The 16,746-nt window shown below is 62.9% G+C and carries 16 protein-coding genes; 7 read left to right on the top strand and 9 right to left on the bottom strand.

The window, feature by feature from the left end; genetic code table 11:
* Positions 1 to 67: 67 nt before the first annotated feature.
* The gene (gene uvrB, locus YH63_RS11350) at positions 68 to 2,998 is read right to left on the bottom strand and encodes an excinuclease ABC subunit UvrB (RefSeq protein WP_083992579.1); all 2,931 of its coding nucleotides are present in this window, start codon (positions 2,996 to 2,998) and stop codon (positions 68 to 70) included.
* A 318-nt stretch (positions 2,999 to 3,316) separates the two neighbouring features.
* On the opposite strand from uvrB, the gene YH63_RS11355 reads away from it, so the two are divergent.
* Positions 3,317 to 5,296 (top strand): alkyl/aryl-sulfatase, encoded by a 1,980-nt coding sequence (locus tag YH63_RS11355; protein ID WP_046827511.1) that lies wholly within the window; start codon positions 3,317 to 3,319, stop codon positions 5,294 to 5,296.
* Positions 5,297 to 5,482: 186 nt separating this feature from the next.
* Here YH63_RS11355 and YH63_RS11360 read toward each other — a convergent pair whose 3' ends face one another.
* Together YH63_RS11360 and YH63_RS11365 are read right to left on the bottom strand one after the other, a co-directional pair.
* Positions 5,483 to 6,112 (bottom strand): SCO family protein, encoded by a 630-nt coding sequence (locus YH63_RS11360; protein ID WP_046827510.1) that lies wholly within the window; start codon positions 6,110 to 6,112, stop codon positions 5,483 to 5,485.
* 20 nt (positions 6,113 to 6,132) lie between these two features.
* Positions 6,133 to 7,245: an MBL fold metallo-hydrolase gene (locus YH63_RS11365; protein WP_046827509.1), complete on the bottom strand. Its 1,113-nt coding sequence runs from the start codon at positions 7,243 to 7,245 to the stop codon at positions 6,133 to 6,135.
* 241 nt (positions 7,246 to 7,486) lie between these two features.
* Between YH63_RS11365 and YH63_RS11370 the strand changes: the two genes are divergently transcribed.
* Positions 7,487 to 8,191: a glutathione binding-like protein gene (locus YH63_RS11370; protein WP_046827508.1), complete on the top strand. Its 705-nt coding sequence runs from the start codon at positions 7,487 to 7,489 to the stop codon at positions 8,189 to 8,191.
* Between the two features lie 5 nt (positions 8,192 to 8,196).
* Entirely contained in the window at positions 8,197 to 8,898 is a 702-nt protein-coding gene (locus YH63_RS11375; RefSeq protein ID WP_046827507.1) for a glutathione S-transferase family protein, read from the top strand.
* A 146-nt stretch (positions 8,899 to 9,044) separates the two neighbouring features.
* Here the strand turns inward: YH63_RS11375 and YH63_RS11380 are convergent, their stop codons facing one another.
* Complete coding sequence (locus YH63_RS11380; protein WP_083992702.1) at positions 9,045 to 9,257, bottom strand: cysteine-rich CWC family protein; 213 nt, start codon at positions 9,255 to 9,257, stop codon at positions 9,045 to 9,047.
* A gap of 129 nt (positions 9,258 to 9,386) precedes the next feature.
* Between YH63_RS11380 and YH63_RS11385 the strand changes: the two genes are divergently transcribed.
* A complete protein-coding gene (locus YH63_RS11385; protein ID WP_046827506.1) occupies positions 9,387 to 10,919 on the top strand; it encodes a DUF1800 domain-containing protein in 1,533 nt (510 codons plus the stop codon).
* A gap of 2 nt (positions 10,920 to 10,921) precedes the next feature.
* Positions 10,922 to 12,163 carry a DUF1501 domain-containing protein gene (locus YH63_RS11390; RefSeq protein WP_046827505.1) on the top strand — a complete coding sequence of 414 codons (1,242 nt, stop codon included), beginning with the start codon at positions 10,922 to 10,924 and terminating at the stop codon, positions 12,161 to 12,163.
* Between the two features lie 253 nt (positions 12,164 to 12,416).
* Here the strand turns inward: YH63_RS11390 and YH63_RS11395 are convergent, their stop codons facing one another.
* Both YH63_RS11395 and YH63_RS11400 read right to left on the bottom strand, forming a co-directional pair.
* A complete protein-coding gene (locus YH63_RS11395) occupies positions 12,417 to 13,358 on the bottom strand; it encodes an aldo/keto reductase (protein ID WP_046827504.1) in 942 nt (313 codons plus the stop codon).
* Between the two features lie 11 nt (positions 13,359 to 13,369).
* Positions 13,370 to 14,215: a lysophospholipid acyltransferase family protein gene (locus tag YH63_RS11400; protein ID WP_046827503.1), complete on the bottom strand. Its 846-nt coding sequence runs from the start codon at positions 14,213 to 14,215 to the stop codon at positions 13,370 to 13,372.
* Between the two features lie 104 nt (positions 14,216 to 14,319).
* Here YH63_RS11400 and YH63_RS11405 point away from each other — a divergent pair, with 104 nt between their 5' ends.
* Together YH63_RS11405 and YH63_RS11410 are read left to right on the top strand one after the other, a co-directional pair.
* A complete protein-coding gene (locus tag YH63_RS11405) occupies positions 14,320 to 14,700 on the top strand; it encodes a YkvA family protein (protein ID WP_046827502.1) in 381 nt (126 codons plus the stop codon).
* A gap of 261 nt (positions 14,701 to 14,961) precedes the next feature.
* Entirely contained in the window at positions 14,962 to 15,318 is a 357-nt protein-coding gene (locus tag YH63_RS11410) for a DMT family protein (RefSeq protein WP_046827501.1), read from the top strand.
* On the opposite strand, the gene YH63_RS21625 is transcribed toward YH63_RS11410, so the two are convergent.
* The 3 genes from YH63_RS21625 to YH63_RS11420 form a co-directional block, all read right to left on the bottom strand.
* Complete coding sequence (locus tag YH63_RS21625) at positions 15,296 to 15,448, bottom strand: hypothetical protein (RefSeq protein ID WP_170978684.1); 153 nt, start codon at positions 15,446 to 15,448, stop codon at positions 15,296 to 15,298. The two genes, YH63_RS11410 and YH63_RS21625, sit on opposite strands and share 23 nt — an antisense overlap.
* A gap of 72 nt (positions 15,449 to 15,520) precedes the next feature.
* Positions 15,521 to 15,700, bottom strand: a complete 180-nt coding sequence (locus tag YH63_RS11415) for a hypothetical protein (protein ID WP_019195763.1) — start codon at positions 15,698 to 15,700, stop codon at positions 15,521 to 15,523.
* Between the two features lie 161 nt (positions 15,701 to 15,861).
* Positions 15,862 to 16,533, bottom strand: coding sequence for a glutathione S-transferase family protein (locus tag YH63_RS11420; protein ID WP_046827500.1), 672 nt, complete (start codon positions 16,531 to 16,533; stop codon positions 15,862 to 15,864).
* Positions 16,534 to 16,746: the final 213 nt, after the last annotated feature.

Genomic DNA, 16,746 nt, shown 5'->3' on the forward strand with positions numbered 1-16,746 from the left:
AAGATGAAAACTGCGAGCCGCTTGGGCCAGCGACGCGGTTTCCAGTGAGAAGCTGGCTGGCTCTGGCTCACCGCTTCTTCCATCCCCCACGTTTGCCCGGTGCGCCGCCGGTGGAGCGGCCTGAGAATTCCGGGCCGGACTGGCGCGAGTCGGTCGGCTGGAAGATTTTGCTTTCCATTCCCGGTCCCATCTCGTCGAGGGTCGGCTTGCGCGCGCGGGACTTGTTGCGGGCCGCGGCCTTGTCCAGTTGCGCCGGCAGATTCGCCGCGTCGCCATACTTCTTCTTGCCGGCATAGGCGCCGGCTTTCGCCGCGACGCCGCGCTGCTTGATGGTCGGATTGTCGACCACGGCGAGCTCGGTGGCGCGCAGGCGCTTGACCTCGTCGCGCAGCCGCGCCGCTTCCTCGAAGTTGAGGTCGGCGGCGGCTTCGCGCATCCGGGTTTCGAGATCGCTCAGCACCGCCTCGAAATTGTGCCCGATGGCCACGGCGTCGTCGGCCATGCCGCCGTCGCCGATTTCCACCAGCACGTGATCGCGCTCATAGACGCTGCCGAGAATGTCGCCGATGTCGCGTTTGATGCTTTCCGGCGTGATGCCGTGCAGCGTGTTGTATTCGACCTGCTTCTCGCGGCGGCGATCGGTCTCGGCGATGGCGCGTTCCATCGAGCCGGTGATCTGGTCCGCATAGAGAATGACCTTGCCGTCGACGTTGCGTGCGGCGCGTCCGATCGTTTGAATGAGCGAAGTTTCGCTGCGCAGAAAACCTTCCTTGTCGGCGTCGAGAATGGCGACCAGCGCGCATTCCGGAATGTCGAGACCTTCGCGCAGCAGGTTGATGCCGACCAGCGCGTCGAACGCGCCGAGCCGCAGGTCGCGGATGATCTCGATGCGCTCGATGGTGTCGATATCGCTGTGCATGTAGCGCACGCGGATTCCCTGCTCGTGCAGGTATTCGGTGAGGTCTTCCGCCATCCGCTTGGTCAGCACGGTGATCAGCGAGCGATAGCCCGCCTGCGCGGTGGCGCGAACCTCGCCGACGAGATCGTCGACCTGGGTGCGGGCGGGGCGGATGTTCACCGGCGGATCGATCAGTCCGGTCGGGCGGATGACCTGCTCGACGAACACGCCGCCGCTCTCGTTCAATTCCCAGCCGCCCGGCGTCGCCGACACCGCGACCGATTGCGGACGCATCATGTCCCACTCTTCAAAGCGCAGCGGGCGGTTGTCCATGCAGGAGGGCAGGCGGAAACCGTATTCCGCCAGCGTCGCCTTGCGGCGGAAGTCGCCTTTGAACATGCCGCCGATCTGCGGCACGGTGACGTGGCTTTCGTCCGCGAACACCAGCGCGTTATCCGGCACATATTCGAACAGCGTCGGCGGCGGCTCGCCCGGCTTGCGGCCGGTGAGATAGCGCGAATAGTTCTCGATGCCGGCGCAGCTTCCGGTCGCTTCCATCATTTCGAGATCGAAGGTGGTACGCTGTTCGAGCCGCTGCGCTTCCAGCAGGCGGCCCTGCGCGTTCAACTGCTCAAGCCGCCATTTCAGCTCGGCCTTGATGCTCTTCATCGCCTGAATCAGGGTGGGACGCGGCGTCACATAGTGCGAGTTGGCGTAGATCTTGATGAATTCGAGTTCGTCCTGCTTGTGGCCGGTGAGCGGATCGAACTCCTCGATGCTTTCGATGGTGTCGCCGAACATGTTCACGCGCCATGAGCGGTCTTCATAATGCGCCGGGAAGATGTCGATGGTGTCGCCGCGCACCCGGAAGGTGCCGCGGGTGAAATCCGCCGAGGTGCGCTTGTATTGCAGCGCCACGAGGTCGGCGATGAGCTGGCGCTGGTCGACGCGCTCGCCCTTCTTCATCGCGAAGGTCATCGCGGTGTAGGTCTCGACCGAGCCGATACCGTAGATGCACGACACCGACGCCACGATGATGACGTCGTCGCGCTCCAGCAGCGCGCGCGTCGCCGAGTGGCGCATGCGGTCGATCTGCTCGTTGATCGAGGAATCCTTTTCGATGTAGGTGTCGGTGCGTGGCACGTAGGCTTCGGGCTGGTAGTAATCGTAATACGAGACGAAATACTCCACCGCGTTGTCGGGGAAGAAGCTCTTGAACTCGCCGTAGAGCTGCGCCGCCAGCGTCTTGTTCGGCGCAAGGATGATCGCCGGGCGCTGCGTCGCCTCGATCACCTGCGCCATGGTGTAGGTCTTGCCGGAGCCGGTGACGCCGAGCAGCACCTGGGTCCGGTCGTTGCGGTTGATGCCCTCGACCAGTTCCTTGATCGCGGTCGGCTGGTCGCCCTTCGGCTCGTATTCGGATTTCAGCTCGAAGCGCACGCCGCCTTCGGATTTTTCCGGGCGGGGCGGGCGATGCGGCGCCCAAATCTTGACCTGACCGTCTTCGCCGCGAAATTCCGGGCGGCCATCGCGCACCAGAGCTTCCAGCGCGTCGGCGGTCGCCTGCACGCCCAGCGCTTCCATCTTGTTGCGGGGCGGACGGGCCATCGCGGCTTCGTCTTCTTCCTCGGTGGTGTAGCCGAGTTGCTTCGCCAGTTCGGGATCGAGGGTCGGAATCGGCGCGCTGGTGCCATAGTTGGCCTGCGGGGCTTCGTCGAACCCGTGCGCTTTTTCTCCCTCCCCCCTTGCGGGGGAGGGTTGGGGAGGGGGGTAAGCTGCGGATTCTGAATTTGCATTTCCCCCCACCCCCGACCCCTCCCCGCGAGGGGGAGGGGAGGAAGCTTCGCGCCCATCAGCGAAATCCTTCGGCGTCGATGCGCGGGCGCGATGGATCGCTGCCTCGCCGCCGGAGCGCCGGTCCTTCGAATTGTCCGGCGGCGGCTGCAAGCCGGTGCCTGAGCCCAGCCCGCTTTCGCCGCGATTGATCGCGGGGTTCAGCAATTCCGCCAGCGCAGGCCCGATCGGCTGCACATCGGGACGATGCGCTTTCGATTTCGGGGTTTTGGGGGGCTTCTTCGAGGAATCGGGGTTCTTCGCCATGGGCGGAATATGGGGCGCGAAGTGCGGAGAGAAAAGGGCATTTTCTTCGCCGCTTTCAAGTGGAGTGGATTTGACATTCGCGGCCGACCCGGCCGCACGTTCGCATCGCGAATGTCAAATCCAAAACTCCACTAAAAGCTTATAATTGCTAGTGGTCCTTCGATTCTTGCATTCGCAAGTTTGCCTATCGAAACGTGATGCGAATGTTAGAATCGGACCACTAGCGAAGTTTGCGATGAAATTGACGCGTTTCCCCTGATAGGCTGAAGCCAACGCGTGGCGCATGCCGAGGACCACGCGGCAGTCCGGGAGTGTCCCATGTCATCATCGCGCATTGCCAGCCTGCTGGCCGCCGTAGTTGCCATCGCGCCGCTTTCGTCCGCATTCGCGCAGTCCAAGGACGCCGAACCTGCCAGCCGCGCAGTCAACGACACTTTCCTCAAGACGCTGCCGTTCGGCGACCGCGCCGATTTCGAGGACGCCAAACGCGGATTCATCGCCACGCTGCCCGACGGCATCATTCCCGGCCCTACCGGCAAGCCGGCGTTTGACACCAAGCAATACGATTTTCTGAAAAGCGATCAGGTGCCTGCCACGGTGAATCCCAGCCTGTGGCGGCAGGCGCAGCTCAACGCCATCAACGGCTTGTTCAAGGTCACCGAGCGTGTCTATCAGGTGCGCGGCCTCGACATCGCCAACCTCACCATCATCGAAGGCGACAGCGGCCTCATCCTGATCGATCCGCTGCTGTCCAACGAGACCGCGAAGGCCGCGCTCGACCTTTATCTGAAGAACCGGCCCGCGAAGCCCGTCGCTGCCGTGATCTACACCCACAGCCACGCCGATCACTTCGGCGGCGCCAAGGGCGTGATCAGCGAGGACGATGCCAGGCAGGGCAAGGTGAAGGTGATCGCGCCGGATGGTTTCATGGAACATGCGGTGGCTGAAAACGTCATCGCCGGTAACGCGATGTCGCGCCGCGCGCAGTATCAGTTCGGCAGCGCGCTGCCGGTCGGCGACCGGGCGCAGATCGACACCGGTCTGGGGAAGGCGCTGGCGCGGGGCTCCATCTCCCTGATCCCACCCAATGATGTGATCAAGCAGTCCTATGAGGCGCGCAATGTCGATGGCGTCGAGATCGAATTTCATCTGGTGCCGGGCTCCGAAGCGCCGTCCGAGATGATCATGTACTTTCCGCAGTTCAAATTGCTGAACATGGCGGAAGACGCCACCCACAACATGCACAATCTTTACACCATCCGCGGCGCGGAAATCCGCGACGGCCGGCTGTGGTCGCGCTACATCAACGAGGCGCTCGCGCGCTATGGTGACAAGACCGAGATCGTGATCGCACAGCATCACTGGCCGATCTGGGACAATGGACGCGTTGTCGCCTTTCTGAAGAAGCAGCGCGATCTTTACAAATTCATCCACGACCAAAGCGTGCGGCTGCTTAACCACGGCCTGACCTCGACGGAAATCGCCGAGCAGTTGAAGTTGCCGCCGTCGCTGGCGAACGATTGGGCGGCGCGCGGCTATTACGGCACGCTCAGCCACAACGCCAAGGCGGTCTACCAGTTCTATCTCGGCTGGTACGACGCCAATCCCGCCGATCTCAATCCGCTGCCGCGTGCGGACTACGCGAAGAAACAGGTGGAATACATGGGTGGCGCGGAGGCGACGATCAAACGCGCGCGCGACGACTTCAAGGCCGGACAGTATCGCTGGGTCGCCAGCGTGATGAGCCAGGTGGTGTTCGCCGATCCGGCCAACAAGGAGGCGCGCGAACTCGGCGCGGACGCTCTTGAACAATTGGGGTATCAGAGCGAGGCGGCGACATGGCGCAACGCCTATCTGCTCGGCGCGCTGGAGCTGCGCAGCGGGGTCGGCCCGCAGCCACCGGCGCTGGTGAATGCGGAGCTGCTGAAAGGCATTTCCATCGATCTCGCGTTCGATTTCCTCGGCGTGCGGCTCAATGCGGCCAAGGCGGAAGGCAAGACAATCGTCATCAACTGGACCTTCACCGATCTCAACGAAACCTATGTGATGAATCTGGAGAATTCCGCGCTGACGCACACGTCGGGCAAGCTTTCGGACAAGGCCGATGCCAGCGTGACGCTGACCCGCGCCGCGCTCGACGCCATCACGCTGAAGCAGCGGACGTTCCTCGGCAGCGTGCTGACAGGGGATGTGTCCGTGGGCGGCAATCCGTTGAAGCTGCGCGAGCTGTTCGGGATGCTCGATGAATTCTCGACTGGCTTCGAGATCGTGGAACCGAAGAAGGCGGCGGTGGAGTAGGGCGCAGGCGGGTCACCCCCACCCGGCGCTTTGCGCCACCCTCCCCACAAGGGGGAGGGAGAAGACGGTCTTCTATGAACGCCGCATTTCTTATCCCTCCCCTGAATGGGGAGGGTGGCCGGCCCAAGCTTGGGCCGGTCGGGTGGGGTGATATCTTTGAGCGAGTGGACTGCGAACAAGGAGTGGCTACCGCTCCGCGCCGCCCTTCAGATGCGGGCGGATCATCCCGACCATCTTCGCGGCATCGGTGCCCGGCGGAAAGAAGCCGAGATACTTGCCGTCGCGGTCGATCAGGTAGATGAAAGCCGAGTGATCCACGGTGTAGTCGTCGGGCTTCGATCCTGTTGAGACCCGCTTGTAGTAGACCCTGTAGACATCGGCGGCCTGCGACACGTCCTTGATGCTGCCGGTGAGGCCGAGCAGTCGCGGATGAAACAACGGCACGTACTGTGCGAGATGCCCGACCGTATCGCGTTCGGGATCGAGCGTAATGAACAGCGGCTGCACGTTCTTCGCGTCGTCGCCGAGTTGCTCCATCGCCAGCCCGATCTGCTGAAGATCCGTCGGGCAGATATCGGGACAATAGGTAAATCCGAAATAGACCAGTATCAGCTGGCCGCGGAAATCGGTGTCGGTGCGGATTTTGCCTGTCTGATCCTTGAGTGCGAACGCACCGCCGATCGGCTCGCGATTCCACATCACCGCGTCCATCAGTTCGGCTGCGGAGCGGGGCGAGCTTTGCGCGGATGCGGGAGATGTTATCCAAAGGCCAAACAGCAGCGCGGCCACAATGGCCGCGCCGGGCTTGCGCCACATCACAGGAAGGCCGCGCGCGCTCACGCGCTGAAGATCAGGCGGCTGCCGGTGGAGACGTTGATCACGTTGTCCGGCATCTGTGCGCGTGCTTCGAGCAGGAAGTTCAAGCCGCTGCAATGCATCGGGATGACCTCATCCGGCTGCAGCGCCTTGATCTCACCGACGATTTGCTTGAGGTAATCGGCGGGCGCGGGTCCGAGATGGAAGCCGCCGACCACGGCATGAACCTTCTGCACGCCGGACACTTCCTGCGCCTGCCGTACCGAATTGACGATGCCGACATGGCCGCAGGAGCTGATCACCACGAGTCCCTTGCCGCGGATGTTGAAGCAGGTCGCGTGCTCGTGGACATGTTCGTCCGGAACGAAATTGCCCTGCAGTTCGGCGGCGGTGTAGTGGCCATAGTCGCAACCGGCGCTTTCAGGTTTGTAGTCGACGAAGGTGTTGGGCAGAATTTTCTCGACGCTGCTGCGCTTGATCTTGCCGGTGGTGAAGGCATGGCCTTCGATCACGGTCGGCGTTTCGCAGAGTATGGTCTGGACTTTCTGCGCCGTGATCTGCTTGCGATCCAGCACGCCGCCTTCGCCGAATTGGCCGGTGGATGCGCGGCTGACACGGTGACAGAAATTATCCTCGCCACCCGCATAGAGCTTCAGGTCGGGCGGAAGCACGTTGCGATACTTCTCGAGGAAGCCGATCAGGCCGCCGTAGTGGTCGATATGGCCGTGGCTGACGATCAGCGCATTCACCTTGGCCGGATCGACCTTGAGCAGGCCGATGTTGTTGATGATGGCGGGCGAGGTGTAGCCGAAATCCAGCAGGATGTTGCGTTGCTCCTGCTCGCGCTGCGATTCCAGAAACAGTGACAGGCCCCATTCGTTATGCAGGACGTTGCGCGCATCGGCGCTGCGGCCGCCGCCCGGGCCTTCGTGCACCACGCCATTCACCGTGCTGCCGCGCAGGAACTGGTCGTGCTGCTGATCGACCAGCACGCGGATCGACAGCTTGTCGATGGTCGGCACCTGGATCGGCGCTGCGCTTGCGACGCCCATGCATGAGAAGCCGCCGGTTGCGGCCAGCCCCATTGCGGTGGAGAGCTTCAGAAAATCCCGCCGTGCGAATTCTTTTGTCATTGTCGACCTTTCCTGACCCTGAATCCGGGTTTGCCGGAACTCTATCTGCGGGACGCGAGAGGGACTGTTCTTAGTTTTCGTCGGAGCGATGGAAATCTTTCACGATCATGGGCTTGGAACGAATGAAATATATTTGATATGCGCCGCGCGGCATTGACTTCGCAGACGCGAAGCGCAAGGTTCATGCAATAGCATTGACTTTGCGGCGCCTGCAAATGACCCTTAGTTCAAGGATAGCAAGATGATCGATCTCTATTACTGGCCGACGCCAAACGGCCACAAGATCACGATGTTCCTCGAAGAGACCGGCCTCCCGTACAAGATTCACCCCGTGAACATCGGCACGGGCGATCAGTTCAAGCCGGAGTTTCTGGAATTCTCGCCGAACAACCGCATGCCCGCGATGATTGACCATGCGCCTGCCGACGGCGGCGCGCCGGTGAAGATCTTCGAATCCGGCGCGATCCTGATCTATCTCGCGGAAAAGACCGGCAAGTTCATGCCGTCCGATCTGCGCAAGCGTTTCGATGTGATGCAGTGGCTGATGTGGCAGATGGGCGGCCTCGGGCCGATGGCCGGCCAGAACCATCACTTCAATGTCTATGCGCCGGAGAAACTTCCCTACGCGATCGACCGCTACATCAACGAGACCAACCGGCTTTACGGTGTGCTCAACAAACGCCTCGCGGATCGCGAGTATGTCGCCGGTGATTACTCCATCGCGGACATGGCGTCCTATCCATGGATCGTGCCGTATGAGCGGCAGGGTCAGAAGCTGGAAGACTTTCCGCATCTCAAGCGCTGGTTCGAGACTATCAAGGCGAAGCCGGCGACGGTTCGCGCTTACGCGGTCGGCCCGACGGTGAATCCCAGCCTTGGAAAGACCTTCACCGATGAGCAGAAAAAAGTGCTGTTCGGACAGACCGCGTCCGTTGTGAAGGGCTGAGAAAGATGACCGCGTCGCGAAAGCTGTTCGAACTCTGCGGCACTGAAACCGAGCGCGTGTTCAGCCCGTTCTGCTGGCGCACGCGGATGGCGCTGGCGCACAAGGACATCAAGGCCGAAACGATTCCGTGGCGCTTCAGCGAAAAGGAGGCCATCGCGCCGCATCAGTCCGACAAGGTGCCGGTGTTCATCGACGGCGACACATCCGTCGCCGACTCGTGGACGATCGCGAACTATCTCGAAGACACCTATCCCGATCGTCCGTCGCTGTTCGGCGGCGAGGGCGGCCGCGCCATGGGCCGGATGCTGAACTGGTGGGGCGATACGGTAGTGCTCGGCGGCATCTTTCCGATGATCGCTGCGGATATTCATGCCCTGCTGCGGCCGGCCGATCAGGTGTATTTCCGCAAGACCCGCGAAGCGCGTCTCGGCAAAACGCTGGAACAGGCGGCTGCCAATCGCGACGAGGCGGTCGAGATGTTTCGCCAGAGCCTCACCCCGATGCGGCTGACGCTGAAGACACAAGCCTATCTCGGCGGCGCGTCGCCGAATTACGCCGACTACATCGTGTTCGGCCCGTTCCAGTGGGCGCGTGCGACCAGTCCATTCAAGCTGTTGAAGGAAGACGATCCGATCTACGCTTGGCGCGAGCGGCTGCTCGATGCGTTCGGCGGCATGGCGCGGAACTCACCGGGCTATGCGGTGTAGCTATATTTGATACTTTTCCGCAACCCTCAGTCAAATTCGTCATGGCCGGGCTTGTCCCGGCCATCCACGTCTTTGATGCTTGTGACAAGAAAGACGTGGATGCCCGGCACAAGGCCGGGCATGACGAACTGATTGAGATAGCTGCGTCACGACGTTGTCCGCTGCTCTGCCGCCGCGGTCCGCAGGCAGGCCCGACACAGACAGTCCTCGCCCTCGGCGGGCATCGGCAGCTTCGCGGTCTCATCCATGCACCAGCAATGCCCGGACAGGTCGCAGGTGAACGCTGTTCCGCAACGCGGGCAGTTCAGCGCACGGTGCGCCGCAGCGGCAGGTGAGGCGTTGTCTGGCCGATTTGTCATGAGGCGGTCCGGGAAATTGCCAATGTTTTGCGTGTCCTTCACGTCAGGTTCATGCGCCCGGGCAGCATAGTCTGCCGTTCCGGTGTATATTGGCCGGGACGTCAGCGAGATCAACCGTGAGATTCAGCCATGGCGCGTGACCCGCAAGGTGCTCTCGTCGCTCTCAACCGGTTCGGGTTTGGCGCGCGCGGCGGCGCGGCCAGCGATTTCTCCAGCGCGGCCTCCGATCCGCGCGGTTTCGTGAAGGCCGAACTGGGTCGACCGAACGCGGCGCTGCTCGATGCGCCGGGTTTGCAGTCATCCCCCGCGCTGGCGCAGGCGGTGTTCGACTATCAGCACGACATCAAGCGGCAGCGCGAAGCCGCCGCGAAAACCGCGCAGGCGATGGCTGCTATTGGTGACGATCTGACCAGAAAAATGCAGAACGACTTGCCGAAAGAGCTGGCGGCAGAGTCCGGGCTCGAGATGAAGCCCGGCGTGGCAACATCGACGACGTCGCCAGATGTGATGCAGCCGACCGCGTCTCCCAAACAACCGCCGAAGCCGCTCAACATCATCCAGAAGACGTTCCGCGCCGAGGCGCTGGCGCGGATTCAGCGCGCCACCATGGCGGAAAGCGGATTCGTCGAACGGCTGGTGACGTTCTGGTCGAACCATTTATGCACCTCCGCCAGCAAGGGTGAACTGGCGCGGATATGGTCCGGCGCGTTCGAGCGTGAAGCGATCCGGCCTTACGTGCTGGGGAATTTCGGCGAGATGCTCCGCGCCGTCGAGCAACATCCGGCGATGCTGTTCTTTCTCGACAACCAGCGCTCGTTCGGTCCGCAGTCGCGCGCCGGGCAGAACCGCAAGCGGGGTCTGAACGAGAACCTCGCCCGCGAGATCATGGAATTACACACGCTCGGCGTGAACGGCGGCTACACCCAGGATGACGTCGCGGCGCTGGCCCGTATCATCACCGGCTGGACCTTCGCCGGACGGGACGGGAAGCTCGCGCCGCCCGGCACCTTCACGTTTTTCGCCAATGCCCATGAGCCTGGGCCGCAAAAGCTGCTCGGCAAGGTCTACGAGGACACTGGCCTCGCGCAGGGCGAGGCGGCGCTGGCCGATATCGCGCGGCATCCGGCGACGGCGAAGTTCATCGCCACCAAATTCGTGCGCCACTTCGTGGCGGACGATCCGCCGCCTGCGCTGGTGGCGAAACTCGAAAGCACGTTCAAGAAAACCGGCGGCGATCTGCGCGCGATGACGCTGGCGCTGGTCGATGCGGACGAGGCATGGCACGCGCCGATGACCAAGATCCGCATGCCGTATGAATATCTGGTGGCGGCGGGACGGATGATGGGGCGCATTCCTGAAGATCCGCAACGCTATCTCGGCGGGTTGAATGTTCTCGGCCAGCCGCTGTGGGCGCCGGCAGGGCCGAACGGTTTCGCCGACACCAACGCGGCATGGGCCGCGCCGGAAGGGATCAAGTTGCGGCTCGACATCGCGTCGCAGATTGCGTCGCGCATTGCCGACAACGTCGATCCGCGCGCACTGCTCGATGTGGTGGCAGGGGAGGCAGCGTCAACGGAGACGCGGCAGACCGTTGAGCGCGCGGAATCGCGGCAGCAGGCCTTCGCGCTGCTGCTGATGTCGCCGGAATTCCAGAGGAGATGAGCATGTCGGATATCCCGATGGATTGCTGCGAAAGCCACACCGCGCGCGGGCTGACGCGGCGCGCGTTGCTATTGGGCTCGGCGACCTTCGCAGCCTGGGCTTATCTGCCGAAATTCGCCCGTGCCAAGGACGGACGCGATCCGCGCTTCGTCACCATCATCCTGCGCGGCGCGCTGGATGGCCTTGCCACTGTCGCGCCGGTCGGCGATCCCAATTACGCCGGGCTGCACGGATCGATCGCGCTGTCGCTCGACGGCGCGCACGCCGCGACCCCGCTTGATTCATTCTTCGCGCTGCATCCGTCGATGACGGAATTCGCGCGGATGTATAAGGACAAGAAAGCTGCCGTCGTTCACGCGGTGGCGACGCCATATCGCGAGCGCTCGCATTTCGACGGGCAGGACGTGCTGGAAAGTGGCTTCGGTGGACCGGGCCGCGTACAGAGCGGCTGGCTCAATCGCGCGCTGGAAGCGATGCCGCGCGGTGAGCGGGTGATGAGCGGGCTCGCGGTCGGCCCGACCACGCCGCTGGTGTTGCGGGGCGCCGCGCCGACGGTCGGCTGGGCGCCGCCCTATATTCCGCAAGCGGCTGACGACACTGCGATGCGCCTCGTCAATCTCTACAATCATCGCGATCCCGCGCTGGCCGCGGCGCTGTCGCAGGGTCTGCAGATCGACAGGATTGCGGCGCGCGACGACAGCATGAAACCGAAACGCGGCATGAACGGCGCGGCTGCGATGCGGCTCGCGGCCAAGGGCGCGGCGCGGTTGATGGCGGCGGATGACGGGCCGCGCATCGCGGCCTTGGCGTTCGACGGCTGGGACACCCACGCCAATGAAGGCGGATCCGTCGGTCGTCTGGCACAATTGCTGTCCGGCCTCGACGGCGCGCTGGCAGAATTCGAGAGCGGCCTCGGCGAGCGCTGGCGCGATACGGTGATCGTGGTCGTTACCGAGTTCGGCCGCACCGCGCGCATCAATGGCACCGAGGGCACCGACCACGGCACTGGCACGGTGGCGCTGCTTGCAGGTGGCGCGGTCAATGGTGGGCGTGTGATTTCGGATTGGCCGGGACTGAAGGTCGCGAACCTTTATGAAGGCCGCGACCTCAAGCCGACCGCCGATCTGCGCGGTGTCATCAAGGGCGTGCTGCGCGATCACCTCGGCCTCGGAGAGCGCGTGCTGGCGGAGACTGTATTCCCCGACAGCGGTGCCGTGAAAGCGATGCAGGGGCTGGTTGTTTAGTTACCGGCCAACGATCTTGTTTTCATCCCTCCCCCTTGTGGGGAGGGTCGACCGGCGTTAGCCGGTCGGGGTGGGGGCGTTGCACAAAATACCGCGTCGTCCCCGCGAAAGCGGGGACCCATAACCACCTGCGTATCTGTTCAGAAGAGATGTTTTAACGACCGCGCTAAGACACGATGACAGGGAGTATGGGTCCCCGCTTTCGCGGGGACGACATTGAATGTGATTGCGCGCGCTTCTGCCTGCTAACGCCTCAGCCCTTCGTGATGCCGTCGATCTGCGCCATCTCGTCCGCCGTCAGCTTCCAGTTGATGGCCTTGGCGTTCTGCTCGATCTGTTCGGCGCTGGATGCGCCGGCGATCACGCTTGAGACCTGCGGCCGCGCCGCGAGCCATGAGAACGCCAGTTCGATCATCGTCTTGCCGTGCGCATTGGCGAAGTCCTGAAGCTTCGCGACGATGTCGAAGTTTCTGTCGGTCATGTAACGGTCACCGAGAGACGAGACCTTGCCGAAGCGCGAGTCGGCGGATGGCTTCTCGCCGCGCTTGTATTTGCCCGTCAGCAGGCTACTGGCCAGCGGGAAGAACGGCAGCAGGCCGAGATTGTAGGCCTGCGCCGCCGGCAACAGATCCTTTTCGATGTCGCGCACGATCAGGCTGTATTCGTCCTGACATGACACGAAGGCGTGGGTGTTGATGCCGCGCGCGGTGAACTGCGCTTCGGCGATGCGCCATGCCGGAAAGTTCGAGCAGCCGATGTAGCGTACCTTGCCCTGGCGGATCAGGTCTTCCAGCGCACGCAGCGTCTCTTCAATAGGCGTCAGTTCATCGAAGTCGTGTTGCTGGTAGAGATCGATGTAGTCGGTCTTCAGGCGGCGCAGGCTGTCTTCCACGGCATTCATGATGTAACGCCGCGATGCGCCCTGCTTGGTGCCGTCGTCGCTCATCGCCTTGGAATATTTCGTCGCCAGCACGATGTCCTTGCGGCGGTCGCCGAGCACCTGACCGAGCACGGTTTCCGAGCCGCCGCGCCCGGCATAGATGTCGGCGGTGTCAAACAACGTGATGCCGAGGTCGATGGCTTTGTGAATGATCTTGCGCGAGGTTTCGAGATCGCTGCGCTGGCCGAAGTTATTGCAGCCGATGCCGACGGCCGAGACGCGCAGGCCGGAGCCGCCGAGATTTCTGATTTCCATGATCTTATCCGTCAGGTTTGTTCGAATGCGGGAACGGTCGATGCCGCCGCTTCATCCGTACCTGACGGCTGCGCCGCAGGCGAGCGCAAAGCGCGCGCCGTCATGCGCCGCACCGCGTTTTCGGCGTCCCGCGCGATCTCCTTGCGGTTCGCGGTCATGCCGTAGCCGATGGGATCGCCCCAGCTCACCGTGACATCGACGGCGCCCGACGAAAACACGCCGAGCAGGTGCGGGATCAGATCGACATCGCCATACCACGCCACCTTGTCGCGCAGCGCGCGGCCGACCGGAACGCCGCCATAGCGCACATAGGCGAGCGACACCGGCTGCACGGTGACGCGGTCATGATGGGTGGAATCGCCGATGGCGTGATGCACCGAGCCGATCAGCGCGGAGCGAAACGGCAGGATGCGGATGCCGTCGCTTGACGTGCCTTCGGGAAACAGCACGACGGCGTCGCCGCCGAGCAGGCGGTCGCCCATTGCGCGTGCGGCATCGCCGGTCTTGTGGCGGCGTTCGCGTTCGACGAACACCGTGCGCTGCAGTTTCGCCAATTGGCCGAACAGCGGCCAGTTCGCGACTTCGGATTTGGCGACGAACACCACCGGGGCGATCGCACCGAGCACGATGATGTCGAGCCAGGATGCGTGGTTGGACAGGATCAGCGCCGGACTTTCGCGGGTGCGCTCGCCGATCTGCGTAATCCGGACGCCGATCACAGCGCAGGCGGCGCGATGAAACAGGTTCGGCACGATGCGCTGCAGTCGGGAATTGAGCAGGATGCCGGCGGCTTGAAACGGCAACAGCAGCAAGGCGATGAAGACCATGACGATGGTCACGTAGGCGGTGCGGATCATGATGACGTGTCGTGAGAGTGAAAAAGCCTGACGCGGCTGCGGGGAACCTGTCGAAAGATTATAGCGGGTCGGACGCTGCTGGCAAAAGCAGGTAAGATCGAGGCATGAGTGGAAAGCTGAGAGATTGGGCGCGTGCTCTCAAGCGCGATGTTCATGCGATCTACCTTGCCAGCCGCGATCCGCGCGTGCCCTGGTATGCGAAGGCATTGGCCGTGGCGGTGGCGGGATATGCGCTGTCGCCGATCGATCTCATTCCCGATTTTATTCCGGTTCTCGGTTATCTCGACGACGTCATTCTTGTGCCGCTGGGGATCGTGCTGGTTCTGCGGCTGATCCCGCCGCAGATCATGGCCGAGCATCGCGCCTCGGCGCTGGTGCAGCAGGATCGTCCGGTGAGCCGCATTGCTGCATTTGCAATCGTCTGCGTCTGGATGGTGTCCGCCGTGCTCGCGGGCTGGCTTGTGTACGGTCACGTCGCGGCATGAATGTCCCGCTGACTCTCCGGAAAAAATGCGGCCCCGGCCGGATGCAGCGCAGAGGGGATTTACGCGACCGGGGGCCGCCCGAACGCGCGATCGGTGACGGGGGCATATCGCGCGCCATCGTCAGGCTAGAGGTTGAGCATTACAGGGCTGTGACAGGGCGAGTTGTCCACAGGGCATCAGGTGAGTTACCGGATTGCGCTCAAAACCTGTGTCGTCTCCGCTTTCGCGGGGACAGTGCAGTTTGTTCTCGAAAGGTCATCCATGCCCATTGCCATCTCTCCCGCGCTTCAGCCGTTCCTGCTGCTCCTCGTGTCCAATGTCTTCATGACCTTCGCCTGGTACGGGCATTTGAAATACAAGGAACACTCGCTGCCGCTGGTTATCATGGTGAGCTGGGGCATCGCCTTTTTTGAATACTGCATCGCCGTGCCGGCCAACCGCTGGGGCAGCGCGGTCTATTCGGCGGCGCAGCTCAAGACCATGCAGGAAGTCATTACGCTGGTGGTGTTCGCCGGCTTCTCGGTGCTGTATCTGAAAGAGCCGCTCGGCTGGAATCACGCCCTCGGCTTCGCGTTCATCGCCGCCGGCGCGTTCTTTATTTTCCACAAATGGTCGTGAGCTGCGTCGCAACGCAGCCCGGCGGCTCCGCCGGGCTTTGGCCAAGCGCCTGCGTTGCGATCAAAAATCCTGCAACGAGGACGATCGCCAGCGTCAGAGTCGCTGAAACCACGACAAGCGGTGCTTTCATTCGTGTCTCTCCACCGCGCACGCCAACGCGAGGCCGCGGGATTCCATCTCGGTGCGCAGGGAGTAAGTGGCCTCAGCCGGCAATCGGCATGGCGGCCACGACCTTGATCGACAGCGCCGTGACAGTGACGAGCAGGCATACTGACAGCGACGCCACCGCGAGCGAGGCGGCGAGGGCGTTCGACAATCGGGCCGACGCAATGCGCGCGGACCGCAGTCCGAAACCAATTCCTGAAACCGGCGACCGGATCATGGTCGTGAATCCTCAAATCGGGCGGCGAATCACCGCTGCCCGGAATCTCTCAGGAATCGCTGTCAACATTGCGGCGCACGCGCGTCAAACGTGGCGGAAACGAGGCGAGTTGAGCAAAATCAGCGGGTTATGCCCGCTATCCCGGCTGGAATCGGCGCGTTTCAGGCCTCGGCCGTGAGGCCGGTCTCGGTCCCCGGGGCGGTTTCGGGAGCCGCCACTTCGGCGGGTTTCCACGCCATCGAGACGAAGCGCGGCTCCTGTTCGATCCGCTTCAGCCAGGCACGCACCGACGGATAGCCGGAGAGATCGAAGTCGCACTGGTTGGCGACGTGGGTGTAGCCGTACATCGCGATGTCCGCGACGGTGAGATGTCCCGCCGCGAAATAGTCGTGGGTCTTGAGGTGATTTTCCATCACCCGCAGCGCGGCGTAGCCACGCTCCATCCAGTCTTCCAGCGAATGGGTCTGCAGATCGCGGCCGCCGCGCACCAGCACCAGCCAGAAATACGCGGCGCCGACGCTCGGCTCCAGCGCATGCTGTTCGAAGAACATCCATTGCAGCGCCTGCGCGCGATCGATGCGATCTTCCGGCGCGAGCGACGTGCCGATGGCGACGTACCAGAGGATCGCGTTGGACTCCGCAAGGTAACGGCCGTCAGCCACTTCCAGCAGCGGCACCTGTCCGCTGGGATTGCGCGCGAGAAATTCCGGCGTGCGGCTTTCGCCGCGCAAGATGTCGACCTCGATGGCCTTGTAGGGCGCGTTCAACAGCGCCAGCGCAAGGCGAACCTTGTAGCTGTTGCCGGAACGTTGCATCGAGTAAAGTTTGTACATGCGGGCTTTCGAAAAATACCGTCCAGAATAATTGCCAGTGACCAGCGGCGCGAGCGGAGTGCCGTCCGGCCGACCCTCAGGCCGGTGTAACAATGAGGTTCCGGGCCGCGTGCCGCAAGGCCTCCGCGTTAGAAAAAGTCAAATCGATCACAGCCATGCGGTCGGAGGCGATTTTATTCTGCGGTGCACATGATCGCGCGTCAATTTCGCGCA

The organism is Afipia massiliensis (assembly GCF_001006325.2).
GTDB classification, from domain to species: Bacteria; Pseudomonadota; Alphaproteobacteria; order Rhizobiales; family Xanthobacteraceae; genus Afipia; species Afipia massiliensis_A.